16 protein-coding genes are annotated in these 12179 nt (G+C 63.7%); 3 read left to right on the plus strand and 13 right to left on the minus strand.

Features of this window, described 5'->3' with window-relative positions; genetic code table 11:
• Positions 1-13 precede the first annotated feature (13 nt).
• Together NKI06_RS14835 and NKI06_RS14840 are read right to left on the minus strand one after the other, a co-directional pair.
• Positions 14-370: a YciI family protein gene (locus NKI06_RS14835; protein ID WP_352985975.1), complete on the minus strand. Its 357-nt coding sequence runs from the start codon at positions 368-370 to the stop codon at positions 14-16.
• Entirely contained in the window at positions 367-582 is a 216-nt protein-coding gene (locus NKI06_RS14840) for a hypothetical protein (RefSeq protein ID WP_352985977.1), read from the minus strand. The genes NKI06_RS14835 and NKI06_RS14840 overlap by 4 nt, the downstream gene beginning before the upstream one ends.
• Positions 583-801: 219 nt before the next feature.
• Between NKI06_RS14840 and NKI06_RS14845 the strand changes: the two genes are divergently transcribed.
• Positions 802-1227 carry an OsmC family protein gene (locus tag NKI06_RS14845; protein ID WP_023670508.1) on the plus strand — a complete coding sequence of 142 codons (426 nt, stop codon included), beginning with the start codon at positions 802-804 and terminating at the stop codon, positions 1225-1227.
• A gap of 93 nt (positions 1228-1320) precedes the next feature.
• Here the strand turns inward: NKI06_RS14845 and NKI06_RS14850 are convergent, their stop codons facing one another.
• The 6 genes from NKI06_RS14850 to NKI06_RS14875 all read right to left on the minus strand — a co-directional run bounded on the left by NKI06_RS14850 (position 1321) and on the right by NKI06_RS14875 (position 6371).
• Positions 1321-1950 carry a YceH family protein gene (locus NKI06_RS14850; protein ID WP_352985979.1) on the minus strand — a complete coding sequence of 210 codons (630 nt, stop codon included), beginning with the start codon at positions 1948-1950 and terminating at the stop codon, positions 1321-1323.
• Between the two features lie 241 nt (positions 1951-2191).
• Complete coding sequence (locus NKI06_RS14855; RefSeq protein WP_023670510.1) at positions 2192-2971, minus strand: succinate dehydrogenase iron-sulfur subunit; 780 nt, start codon at positions 2969-2971, stop codon at positions 2192-2194.
• A gap of 40 nt (positions 2972-3011) precedes the next feature.
• Entirely contained in the window at positions 3012-4841 is a 1830-nt protein-coding gene (gene sdhA / locus NKI06_RS14860; protein ID WP_023752701.1) for a succinate dehydrogenase flavoprotein subunit, read from the minus strand.
• A gap of 1 nt (position 4842) precedes the next feature.
• Positions 4843-5241, minus strand: coding sequence for a succinate dehydrogenase, hydrophobic membrane anchor protein (sdhD, locus tag NKI06_RS14865; protein ID WP_023683885.1), 399 nt, complete (start codon positions 5239-5241; stop codon positions 4843-4845).
• Positions 5241-5660, minus strand: a complete 420-nt coding sequence (sdhC, locus tag NKI06_RS14870) for a succinate dehydrogenase, cytochrome b556 subunit (protein WP_023683884.1) — start codon at positions 5658-5660, stop codon at positions 5241-5243. Before sdhC ends, sdhD begins: the two co-directional genes overlap by 1 nt.
• 240 nt (positions 5661-5900) lie before the next feature.
• Positions 5901-6371: a hypothetical protein gene (locus NKI06_RS14875; RefSeq protein ID WP_023709350.1), complete on the minus strand. Its 471-nt coding sequence runs from the start codon at positions 6369-6371 to the stop codon at positions 5901-5903.
• Between the two features lie 252 nt (positions 6372-6623).
• Here NKI06_RS14875 and NKI06_RS14880 point away from each other — a divergent pair, with 252 nt between their 5' ends.
• Positions 6624-6995, plus strand: a complete 372-nt coding sequence (locus tag NKI06_RS14880; protein ID WP_023687709.1) for a hypothetical protein — start codon at positions 6624-6626, stop codon at positions 6993-6995.
• A gap of 37 nt (positions 6996-7032) precedes the next feature.
• On the opposite strand, the gene NKI06_RS14885 is transcribed toward NKI06_RS14880, so the two are convergent.
• The gene (locus NKI06_RS14885) at positions 7033-8229 is read right to left on the minus strand and encodes a GGDEF domain-containing protein (protein ID WP_023736776.1); all 1197 of its coding nucleotides are present in this window, start codon (positions 8227-8229) and stop codon (positions 7033-7035) included.
• 163 nt (positions 8230-8392) lie between these two features.
• On the opposite strand from NKI06_RS14885, the gene NKI06_RS14890 reads away from it, so the two are divergent.
• Entirely contained in the window at positions 8393-8704 is a 312-nt protein-coding gene (locus tag NKI06_RS14890; RefSeq protein WP_023670517.1) for a hypothetical protein, read from the plus strand.
• 106 nt (positions 8705-8810) lie between these two features.
• Here NKI06_RS14890 and leuC read toward each other — a convergent pair whose 3' ends face one another.
• From leuC to NKI06_RS14910, 4 genes are all read right to left on the minus strand, one after another.
• The gene (gene leuC / locus NKI06_RS14895; RefSeq protein ID WP_023670518.1) at positions 8811-10220 is read right to left on the minus strand and encodes a 3-isopropylmalate dehydratase large subunit; all 1410 of its coding nucleotides are present in this window, start codon (positions 10218-10220) and stop codon (positions 8811-8813) included.
• A 72-nt stretch (positions 10221-10292) separates the two neighbouring features.
• Positions 10293-10502, minus strand: coding sequence for a hypothetical protein (locus NKI06_RS14900; RefSeq protein WP_197031338.1), 210 nt, complete (start codon positions 10500-10502; stop codon positions 10293-10295).
• Positions 10499-11134: a class I SAM-dependent DNA methyltransferase gene (locus NKI06_RS14905; protein ID WP_352985981.1), complete on the minus strand. Its 636-nt coding sequence runs from the start codon at positions 11132-11134 to the stop codon at positions 10499-10501. The genes NKI06_RS14900 and NKI06_RS14905 overlap by 4 nt, the downstream gene beginning before the upstream one ends.
• A 58-nt stretch (positions 11135-11192) precedes the next feature.
• Positions 11193-12008 carry an amino acid ABC transporter permease gene (locus NKI06_RS14910; RefSeq protein ID WP_352985983.1) on the minus strand — a complete coding sequence of 272 codons (816 nt, stop codon included), beginning with the start codon at positions 12006-12008 and terminating at the stop codon, positions 11193-11195.
• Positions 12009-12179: the final 171 nt, after the last annotated feature.

Raw genomic sequence — 12179 nt, forward strand, 5'->3', positions numbered from 1 at the left:
TCGCCGCTGCCGCCTACGACCCCGGCACGTCGTAGATCGCCCTGACCTCGATCGTGCCGATTTCGGCCAGCGGAATCTCGCCTGCGATCGCCAGCGCCTGTTCGAGACTGTTGGCCTCGACCATGACGAAACCGAGCAATTGCTCCTTGGTTTCGGCAAACGGACCGTCAGTGATCAGCCGCTTGCCTTGGCGCCGCCGCACCGTCTTCGACGTCTTCACCGATTGCAGCGCCTGCGCGATGATCAGCTTGCCTTGCTGGTCCAATGACCGGTCATAGGCCATCGAATCGGCGTCGAGCTTGGCCAGACGCTCCGGCGTCATGGCATGGAGGTCCTTTTCCTCGCCGTAGACCAGACAGACATATTTCATTTCCAGCTCCCTTGCTGTGACGACCCATAGGTGATCACGGTGCCGGCGGCATCCTTGCCGGCAGCAGCGTGGTCGAGCACGCAGACCGCAATGCCGATCACGGCGACCGCAGCAAGCAGCCGGCCGAAGCCGGAAGATCGCGAGCACTCGATCTCGCGTAGACGCGCGCTTTTGTCGGCGTCGTTCCAATGGGCAGAAAACAGATTGTTCATCTTGGATCTCCATCCGCCACGAGAATCCGTGGACGCTCGCAGGACGGCCGGCGCCGATGCAAGTCGACATTTTTGCACGCACATTTTTCAGAAAAGATTTGCAGGGCTCGCCGGCGTCGCATCCGGCCGAAACAGCGCGGTGGTCTTCCCCTGCCGCCGCGCTATAGTTGGAGGGAACGCCGCGTGGCCGGCGCTGTCGCTGTAATCAAGGAGAATCTTATGGACCGCACCGCAAACGCCGTCTGGAAAGGCAATCTGAAGGAGGGCACGGGCACGCTCGACAGCCAGAGCGGCACCTTGAAGGGCACGCCCTATTCGTTCAAGGCTCGCTTCGAGGACGAGAGCGGCAAATCCGGCACCAATCCCGAAGAGTTGATCGCGGCGGCACACGCCGGCTGCTACGCCATGCAGCTGTCGCATTTCCTGGCCGAGAACGGCACGCCCGCCACCGAGCTCGACGCCAAGGCGGTGGTGACGCTGGTGCCCGGCACCGGCATCACCGGCAGCGCCATCACCCTGATCGGCAAGGTGCCGGGCATCGATGCGGCGAAGTTCAAGGAACTGGCCGAGAAGGCCAAGGCGGAGTGCCCGGTTTCGAAGGCACTCGGCGCCATCAAAGTATCGCTCGACGCGAAGCTGGGGTGAAACGAAGGGATTCGAAGTGAGAAACGCCGGCTTAACGCCGGCGTTTGCATTTTCAGAGGCCAGCGATCCGTCGCGCCAACGCTCCGGTGATAGTTAAGCCCCCAGCGCATCAAGCCGGGCGCGAAGCGCTGCGACTTCCTGCTCCAGCGATTCAATCCTTGCTTCCAGGTCAGAGGCCGGCAGGACCGGCGAACTCCGTTGTGCAGAGAGGGCAGCAACGTCCACGGGGCCGGCGAGCAGATGCACAAAACGGTCCTCGCGCTGCCCCGGCCCGCGCGGTATTTCCTGGACGAGCGGCGGTCGGCGGCCGATCAGCATGTCGAGTTCAGCGCGCAGGTCTTCGATCGACGAAAACCGCGCCATGCGCTCAGCTCGCGCCAGCAACTCATGCGCCGTCTGCGGCCCGCGCAGCAAAAGCAGGCCGATCACCGCAGTCTGCGGCGTCGTCAGCGAGAAGCGCTGCGCCATCTGATGCCCATAGCGCTCGACGCGCGAGCCGAACATCTGACGCACCAGCCCCTTCTGCTCGAGCAGCTTCAGCGTCCGATGCACCTCTGTCGGCTCGAGCGCCATCACAGGCTCGCGCGCCGTCTTCTGGTTGGCGGCTGCAAGTGCTGCATTCAGCGTCAGCGGATAGACATCCGGCGTCAGCTCCTTCTTCTCGATCAGGCAGCCGAGCACACGGACTTCGGCCGGATTAAGGATTGGAAGCTCTTCGCTCATTGGGTTGAGTATCCTTTCTAGCGCCGGCGAGACAGCGCCCACCTCTCTGTCCTACCGGATATCTCCCCACGCGGGGGGAGATCGGCAGCTTCGCCGACAGCGCGCCATCCTTCAACCTTGGAGATTGGCGAAAGCCGCGATGACGGCCAATCTCCCCACCCGTGGGGGAGATGTCCGGCAGGACAGAGGGGGGCGCGAAGGATCGCCGCGTTCGATATTTGCCCGAGCGAATCCGCCTCAACTAAACCCGCCGCTCCACCATCATCTTTTTGATTTCGGCAATCGCCTTGGCCGGGTTGAGCCCCTTCGGGCAGGTCTGGGCGCAGTTCATGATGGTGTGGCAGCGGTAGAGCCGGAATGGGTCTTCGAGATCGTCGAGCCGTTCGCCCGTGGCTTCGTCGCGGCTGTCGATCAGCCAGCGATAGGCCTGCAGCAGCGTCGCCGGGCCGAGATAGCGGTCGCCGTTCCACCAATAGCTCGGGCACGAGGTCGAGCAGCAGGCGCATAGGATGCACTCGTAGAGCCCGTCGAGCTTTTCGCGGTCCTCATGGCTCTGCAGCCATTCCTTGGCTGGCTCTGGCGACACTGTCTTCAGCCATGGCTGGATCGAGGCGTGCTGGGCGTAGAAATTGGTGAGGTCGGGCACCAGGTCCTTGACCACCTGCATATGCGGCAGCGGGTAGACTTTTACCGCGCCGGAAATGTCGTCGCAGCCCTTGGTGCAGGCCAGCGTGTTGGAGCCGTCAATGTTCATGGCGCAAGAGCCGCAAATGCCTTCGCGGCAAGAGCGGCGCAACGCCAGCGTCGGATCGATCTTGTTCTTGATCCAGAGCAGTGCATCGAGCACCATCGGCCCACAATCGTCCATGTCGACGAAATAGGTGTCGATGCGCGGGTTCTCGTCATCGTCCGGCGACCAGCGGTAAATGCGGTATTCCCGCAGGTTGGTGGCGCCCTCCGGCTTCGGCCAGGTCTTGCCCGGCTGCACCTTGGAGTTCTTGGGAAGCGTGAGTTCCACCATTACCTCAGGTCCTTTCGGATGACGAGCTTCGGCACCATGGTCAGTACACCCGTGCCTTGGGCGCGATCTTGGCGAGGCTGATGCCGCCGTCCTTTTCCGCCACCAGCGGCTCGGTGTGCACGGGACGATAGCTGAGGCTCACCTGGCCGTCCTCGCTTAGCCGGGCCAGCGTATGCTTACGCCAGACAGTGTCGTCGCGGGCCGAAAAATCTTCGCGCGCATGCGCGCCGCGGCTCTCCTTGCGCGCCTCGGCGCCGTAGACCGTGGTGATGGCGTTGGCCATCAGATTTTCCAGCTCCAGCGTCTCGACCAGGTCGGAATTCCAGATCATCGAGCGGTCGGAGACTTTCAGGTCCTTGAGCTCGGTCCATATCTGCGAAATGCGCTTGCAGCCGTTTTCGAGCGACTCCTGGGTGCGGAACACGGCGGCGTCTTCCTGCATCGCCTTCTGCATTTTCTCACGCAGAACAGCGGTTGGCGTCGACCCATTGGCGTGGCGCAGCCGGTCGAAGCGATCCATGATCTTTTCGACCGAGGCTTCGTTGGGCGAAGGGATCGCCGAATTGCGGTCGATGACCTGGCCGGCGCGGATTGCCGCGGCGCGGCCGAACACCACCAGATCGATCAGCGAATTCGAGCCCAGCCGGTTGGCGCCGTGCACCGAGGCACAGCCGGCCTCGCCGACCGCCATCAGCCCGGGTGACACCCGGTCAGGATTCTCGACCGTCGGGTTCAGCACCTCGCCCCAGTAATTGGTCGGCACGCCGCCCATATTGTAGTGCACCGTCGGCAGCACCGGGATCGGCTCCTTGGTCAGGTCGACGCCGGCGAAAATCCTGGCCGATTCCGAAATGCCCGGCAGCCGCTCATGCAGCACGGCCGGATCGAGATGGTCGAGATGCAGGAAAATATGGTCCTTGTTCTTGCCGACCCCGCGGCCTTCGCGGATCTCCAGCGTCATGCAACGCGAGACGACGTCGCGCGAGGCCAGGTCCTTGGCCGACGGCGCGTAGCGCTCCATGAAGCGCTCGCCCTCGGAATTGACGAGATAGCCGCCCTCGCCGCGCGCGCCTTCGGTGATCAGGCAGCCGGCGCCATAGATGCCGGTCGGATGAAACTGCACGAACTCCATATCCTGCAGCGGGAAGCCGGCCCGTGCCGCCATGCCGCCGCCGTCGCCTGTACAGGTGTGCGCCGACGTCGCCGAGAAATAGGCGCGGCCATATCCGCCGGTCGCCAGCACCACCATCTTGGCGGAGAAGCGATGGATAGTGCCGTCGTCGAGGTTCCAGGCGACGACGCCGGTGCAGGTGCCGTCCGGTTCCATGATCAGGTCGAGCGCAAAATACTCGATGAAGAACTGTGCATTGTTCTTCAGCGACTGGCCGTAGAGCGTGTGCAGGATGGCGTGACCGGTGCGGTCGGCGGCAGCACAGGTGCGCTGCACCGGCGGGCCGTCGCCATAATTCATCATGTGTCCGCCGAACGGCCGCTGGTAGATCTTGCCCTCTTCGGTGCGCGAGAACGGCACGCCGTAATGCTCGAGCTCGTAGACCGCCGCCGGTGCCTCGCGCACCAGATATTCCATGGCGTCGACGTCGCCCAGCCAGTCCGAACCCTTGACGGTGTCGTACATGTGCCACTGCCAGGAGTCCGGACCCATGTTGGACAGCGACGCGGCAATGCCGCCTTGTGCCGCCACCGTGTGCGAGCGGGTCGGGAACACTTTGGTGATGCAGGCCGTGCGCAGGCCCTGCTCGGCCATGCCGAGCGTGGCGCGCAGGCCGGCGCCGCCGGCGCCGACGACCACCACGTCGAACTTGTGGTCGACAAAGGTATAGCCGGTGGCCGATTTCGCGTCCTTGGCCAAATCAGCCTCCGAATGCCAGTTTGAGCAGGGCGAAGATCGAGGCGACGCCGACCGCTATGGTGAAAAACGTGCTGAGTGCGATCAGCGCCAGCTTCATGCCTTCGGCATGCACGTAATCCTCGATAATGACCTGCATGCCGACACGCATATGGGTGAGACCGGAAACGAGCACCAGCGCCAACACCAGCGCCACGAACGGACTGGCGAGCGCCGCCCGCACCTCGGCGAAGCCGGCGCCATTGAGCGCGATCAGGAACCCGACGAAGAACAGTATCAGCGGGATGTTGGCAATGGCCGTCAGCCGCTGTCGCCAGAAATGCCCGGTGCCTTCGCGGGCCGAGCCCAGACCGCGGACCTTGGCCAGCGGCGTGCGCATATCGTTGTTGTTCGTGCCGCTCATCACAAGGTTCCCCGCGCCATGTAGCCGGCGACCCAGATCAGCAGCGTGAGCAGGATGGAACCGGCGAGCGTCGCCCAGGCGATCTTCGATGCCGTGTGTTTCTCCAGCCCGGCGCCTGTGTCCCAGACGAGATGGCGCACGCCGCCCAGCATGTGGTGCATCAGCGCCCAGGTGTAGCCGAACAGGATGAGCCGGCCGAGCCAGGTGCCGAAGGCCCAGTTGATCCAATCGAAAGCGCCTTGCGAACTCGCCGCCGCCATCAGCCACGCGGCGACCAGCAGCGTGCCGAAATACAGCGCCCCGCCAGTGATGCGATGAATGATTGACATCGTCATGGTGATCGGTGGGCGGTAAATCGTCAGGTGCGGCGAGAGCGGCCGTTCACGTCTGGCGGTTCGGGTGGCTGGTGATTTGCTCATGGCTGCCCCAGTTCGATGTCCGGAGCCGCGGTGGAAAGCGGCACTTACCGCCTCGATATATGACTTCAGACAGCCGGTTTCTAATGCTCTTTTTGCACCGCGTCAAAGCCGGAAAATCGTTTTGAAAACGTCATTTAGTCTGACAAAAGGCTGCTGTTTCGCTTCAATCGATTTGGCCACCGTCGAAAGCCGGCGCACCGTTCGCTGCAGTGCGGCATTTCCTTTGCAATTGACGCTAGGCTATCGTTTGCAGGTCTGTGGTGTCGAGCCCCTCTTCATCACCAGCGCCTCGCGCGCGTCGATCACGATTGCGTCATGCGACGCGGCTTCCTGGTAGCGGCTGGACTGGTTGGCGGGTGATGCGGCAAACTCCTCGGTCGTGCCATCGGGCCTGACAACGCGCAACGCCGTGCCGAGGTTCTGGATGGTGATCATGCCGCCATTGCCGCATCTGTAAGTTGCCGTGCCGACAGCAGACCGCGGCGCGGTAAGGTCGGTGACGATCTTGGCTGAAGGTGCGGCAGGCGCTGTCGGAGCCGTTGCGGAAGCCGGGGGCGCCACAGGTGCGGCGGACTGCTGAGCCGGCACGGGCGCGACAGTGGGTGGTACGGTATTCACCGCCGTCGGCGCGCCGTTCTGCGGCACGCAGGCTGCGGCAGTCAGCAAGGGGATCGACAACAGCGTCACCCGAAACGTCCGGCGTAACGCCATATGCTGTCCTCCTGCGCGGCTAACTAGCCGCGATGTTCCGCCAAGATCAAGCTCACCCGACGTCAGCGTAGTTGTGTGCGTCGCGGCCGATGGTGCGGGCAAGCATGGCCGAATGATGACGCCCGGGTTTCCATCCCGTCGGATATTAACCATGTTTGGCGAGAGATCGCCGCCGGATGCGCCTGCCCTCTTAACAAAGGTTAAGAAAAGGTTAATTTCCGATTCGATCGGGTCCACAGCAGAGAGGACACCATGCTTTCGAATTCAGGAAGAGCGCGCCTTGCGGCGCTTGTGCTGGCGACAGCCAGTCTCGGCTTCGCCGCCCCGGCAATGGCCTGGTCGCGCCATCATGACCGCGTCTATGCCGATTCCCTAGGCAATCTCGTCATCGACAGCGCCGCCGGCTACAAGCGCATCATTGTCGGCCAAGGCAGGCTGGCCAAGAAATTGTCCGACTACACCAGCGCCGGGCAGCCGGAAGCGGAACCGGAAGTCCTTTATGAAGACGAGGCGGATCACATCTCCAGGCGTGGCTGCTACCAGCCGCCGGTGTTCGTGAAGGGCCGCTCCTATATGTACGGCCTCTCCGATGGCGAAATGCCCAACCTCAGCCCTTGCCGCTGATGATCCGGCACGGCCGAGAGGCCGTTTAAGCGAGACGCTAACCGACGCTGCCTGTATCCGGGATGAACACCGTTTCCGCCCGCTCATAGGACAATCGCACGCTGTCGCGGCCGTTCTTCTTGGCCTTGTAGAGCGCTTCGTCGGCGCGCCGCATCAGCGGCTCCAGCCCTTCGTCGCCGGTGCGCGCCGCGACGCCGAAGCTCGCGGTCACCCTGGTGCCCGGCGGCAACCCGTCGACACTGCCGGCCGAATAGTGCGTGCGCACGGCTTCGGCAAACAGCCGCGCCGTGGCAAGATCGCTCAGCGACAGAAGCACGGCGAACTCCTCGCCGCCGATGCGGCCGGCAACCGCACGCGTGCCGGCGGCCGCGCGAAGCTTGGCGGCGAAGTCGGCGATCACCTGGTCGCCCGCGGCATGTCCATATTTGTCGTTGAGCGCCTTGAAGTGATCGAGATCGGCCAGCACCAGCGCGACCGGCACCTTGGCGGCGGCGCAGTGTTGCAGCACCAGCAAGGCGCGCTCCTCGAAACCCCTGCGGTTGAGCAGGCCAGACAGCGGATCGGTGTGCGTCTCGGTCTTCAGCGCCTTCATCACGTCAAGCGCAGCTGCCGAGAACAGGCAGAGCGCGATCAGCAACGACAGCAGCGCGTGCGTCAAAAGCGCCGTCGTCCAGTAGGACGAGCCATAAAACCCGTCATAGCTGGTGAACGGCCCGTGCGAGATGACGACGAGCAGCGTGCGGCCGATAAAGTTCAGCCCGGACAGCAGCGACAGTACGAACAGGATTTTTTCCGTCGGGCCGTTCTTGCGCACGGCGCGCAGCTCGGCGGCGACCAGCAGGCTGAGGCCGCCAAAGCCGAAATTGATCGACAGGATGCGCCAAGTCAAGTCCGGCTGGACGAACAGGAACCAGCAGAATGCCACCATCCCGCCACCCGCCAGAATGCCGATCGCGATATAGGGCACGCGCCTGCCGTAGCGTGAGATGATCGCACCGACGAGGCAACAGGCGGCGAGCGTGAAGCAGAGGTTGGAGACCAGCTTGGTCAGCACCATGCCGCCGGGCAGCGTGAAATACTGCAGCAGGAAGCCGGGCGCGGACACGCAATAGCTCGTGCCGAGCACAGCCAGATAGGGCCGGTGGCGCTGATAGAACCATAGCACGAGGAACGCCGCGCCGAGCGCCAGCGCGATCGTCGGATTGAGCAGCGCTATGAACAGGCCGGTGTCCAAAGGACGGTGACTTCCCCGCTTGACGTCAGGGAAGACCTTAGAGCGCAAGCCCCAACAAGCGGTTAAGCCGGGACGAATATGCAAGTCGCCACTGATGAAGCTGCTGCACGGAACCGGGACCTGAGGCAGGCGTTTCGTGACAGCAATCAAGGAGAAGTTATTCATGGCCGACACGATCACGCTGACCGACCACGAAGCAATTCGCTCATGGGCCGCAGGGCGCGCCGGATTTCCGGCGATCGTCGATGTATCGCCCGAAACCGGAACGCAGCCGTTGCTGAGGCTCGTCTTCGGCCAGCACGCCTATCAGGACCAGGATCAACCTGAACGCCCGGTCAACGCAGGCGGCTACGAGCTGGTCGAATGGGACGAGTGGTTCAAGATCTTCGACGAGCGCGAACTGGCGCTGGTGGTCGCGGCCGACGAACCCGGCAGCCGGGAGGAATTTCATGAAATCATCCGGCGTGCCGGCTAGGGCATATACCCCAAGGGCCTTAGAGCGGCGCGCATTAAACAAAACCCCGAACGGTTTTGCCGTTCGGGGTTTGCATAAGCTCAGATCAGGCTTGAAACAGTCTGCGCTATTTCCAGTCGCGGATGTCGACGAAATGGCCGGCGATCGCCGCCGCCGCCGCCATCGCCGGCGACACCAGATGGGTGCGGCCCTTGAAGCCTTGCCGGCCCTCGAAATTGCGGTTCGAGGTCGAGGCGCAGCGCTCATGCGGCTTCAGCCGGTCGTCGTTCATGGCCAGGCACATCGAGCAGCCCGGCTCGCGCCAGTCGAAACCGGCGGCAATGAAGATCTTGTCGAGACCCTCGGCCTCCGCCTGTTCCTTGACCAGACCGGAGCCCGGCACGATCATCGCATCGACATGCGCACTCACCGTCTTGCCTTCGACCACCTTGGCCACCGCACGCAGATCCTCGATGCGGCCATTGGTGCAGGAGCCGATGAAGACGCGGTCGAGCGTGATGTCGGTGATCTTCGTGCCCGGCGTCAGCCCCATATAATCGAGCGCGCGGATCTTTGACGTCCGCTTGTTCTCGTCCGTGATCTCTTCCGGATTGGGAACGACGCCCTGCACCGAAACGACGTCCTCGGGCGAGGAACCCCAGGAGACGATCGGCGGCAGCTTGGCCGCGTCGAGCACGATCACCTTGTCGAAATGCGCGCCCTCGTCGGACTGCAGCGTCTTCCAGTATTCGAGCGCGGCGTCCCACGACGCGCCCTTCGGCGCGCGCGGCTTGCCCTTGACATAGGCGAAGGTGGTTTCGTCGGCCGCGATCAGGCCGGCGCGCGCGCCGCCCTCGATCGACATGTTGCAAATCGTCATGCGGCCTTCCATCGACAGCGCGCGGATCGCCTCACCGGCATATTCGATGACATAGCCGGTGCCGCCGGCGGTGCCGATCTCGCCGATGATGGCGAGGATAATGTCCTTGGCGGTGACGCCTTCCGGCAACTGGCCATCGACACGCACCAGCATGTTCTTGGCCTTGCGCTGGATCAGCGTCTGCGTCGCCAGCACATGCTCGACCTCGGAGGTGCCGATGCCATGCGCCAGTGCGCCGAAGGCGCCATGCGTCGAGGTGTGGCTGTCGCCGCAGACGATCGTCATGCCAGGCAGCGTGAAGCCCTGCTCCGGCCCGATGATGTGGACGATGCCTTGGCGGATATCGTTCTCGGAATAATATTCGACACCGAAATCCCTAGCGTTCTTGGCCAAGGCCTCGACCTGGATGCGGCTTTCCTCGTTCTTGATGCCGAACTTGCGCTCGGGCGAGGTCGAGACATTGTGATCGACCACGGCCAGCGTCTTTTCCGGATGCCGGACTTTTCTGCCGGTCATGCGCAGACCTTCGAAGGCCTGCGGGCTGGTCACTTCATGGACGAGATGGCGGTCGATGTAGAGCAGACAGGTGCCATCATCCTGGCGATCGACGACATGGTCGTCGAAAATCTTGTCGTAGAGGGTGCGCGGTGCGCTCATGTGCGTAAATCCGTCGATTTGCAAAAAGGGGAAGGGCAGACGCGCCGAAGCCTTCGGCCCAGCGAAAGCGGCTTAGCTAAGTTGGCTGGTGAGCGCGCCGGAAATGCGCGAAGAGAAACGCGACGGCAGGCGTTTTCTGTCCTGCAGCACGAAACCCTTATAGGCCGGATCGCCAAAAAGCTCTTCCATGGCGTGGCTCATACCAATGTTTTGGCTTTTCGGCAATTGCGGCGTGTTTTCGCTTCTCCCCTTGTGAGAGAAGGCGAAGAGGGCGGCGCTCAAAGCACCTCGAACACAAAAGTCTTCACCAGCGCGTCCGGCTCGGCGATCGCATAGCAGCGGAACCATGGGCTTTGCTCGGCCGGCCGCCATTTCCCGGCCCGCTCCAGCCCGTCGAACACGGCCTGGAAGCCGCCGCTGTCAAACACCTGGTCGCGCACGGTGAAGATGGCGTGGCCGCCTTTTCTGGTGATGCGGACAAGCTCGTGCAGGCCGGACGCCGGCGCATGGCTGATGGTGAACACGCCAGTCGAGAAGAAGGCGCGGAAATGCCCGTCTGGCCAGGGCAGCGGCCCGCCGAGCATTGCCTGCTTCAGATCGCCATAGGCATTGCGGCTGCCGGCGATCTTCAGCATGTCGTCGGAGAGGTCGAGCCCGGCAATGTCGTGATAACCCAGCGCCTTCAATGACGGGCCCGACAGGCCGGTGCCGCAGCCGGCGTCGAGCAGCGGTCCTTCGCCCGCCTGCACATGGCGCGCCACCCAGGCGGTGATCAGGAACGGCAGCAGATAGCCTAGCGAAGCGGTTTCGCTGTCATAGGTCGCGGCCCAGTCCGCATAGGCCTTGGCCAGCCCTTCCGGCGTGTCGGCCGAATAGACGGTGCCCAGCGCCGCATTGGCCTTGTCGATCGTCATCGCCTGCATCCTCCGGAATCCTGTCCTCCGCGATCGTAGCCGTGCCCGCGTCGGACTTCTATTCCTGCTGCGCCCGCCGCAGTCGTTGCTCCAGCCCCCGCAGCACCAGCGACAGGCTGACGGTGAGGATGAGATAGATATAGGCGACGATCGAATAGGTCTCGAAGAAGCGGAACGAGCCGGCGGCGTAGATCTTGCCCATCTGCGTGATGTCGGCGACGCCGAGCACCGAGACCAGCGAGGAATCCTTGACCATGGCGACGAAGTCATTGCCGAGCGGCGGCAGGATGGTGCGGATCGCCTGTGGGAAGACGATCAGCCGGAAGCGCTGCGTGCGCGTCAGCCCGAGCGCCTTGGCAGCCTCGATCTGGCCTTTCTCGACCGACTGGATGCCGGCGCGGAAGACCTCGGAGATGAAGGCGGAATAACCGATGGTCAGCGCCATGATTGCACGCCACAACAGCGACACGTCGCGCACCAAAAGCTCGCCGAGATAGCCGGCGTTTTGCAGCGGCGCGGTCAGCGCATTCCACGCAGCCACGAAGGCCGGCGCGCCGGCGAAGGCGATCCAGAACAACAGCACCAGGATCGGCACGCCGCGGATGATCTCGACATAGAAACGAGCGATCTGCCTGAGCCAACGCGACCCCGACAGCCCCATCAGCGCAATGCCGAGCCCGACGGCGGAAGCCAGCGCGAAGGCGACCACGGTGACAAGAATGGTGATGCCGATGCCTTTGGCGACGGTGGCAAAAACCTGGGCGTAGAGATCGCTGGCGGCAATGGAGAGCGCAGCGACGACGGCGAGCGCGATCGCGGCGGCAAGCCACCAGGGAAAATCGGGTTTGAGAGTCGAAGCGGGGGGCGTGGCCATCAGGGCGCTTCACCCTCCCCCTTGTGGGGGGGGTCGGCGAACAAGCTTTGCATCGCAAAGCTGGTGAGCCGGGGTGGGGGTCGTGACAAAGCGCCGCCGCTGGGCCGCGCCGCCCCCCGCCGACTCGCGGGGCCCCCACTCCCCCCCCACGCCACGGGGGGGGGGGGGGGG

The sequence above is a fragment of the Mesorhizobium sp. M0772 genome, from assembly GCF_040320135.1.
Taxonomy (GTDB): Bacteria; Pseudomonadota; Alphaproteobacteria; order Rhizobiales; family Rhizobiaceae; genus Mesorhizobium.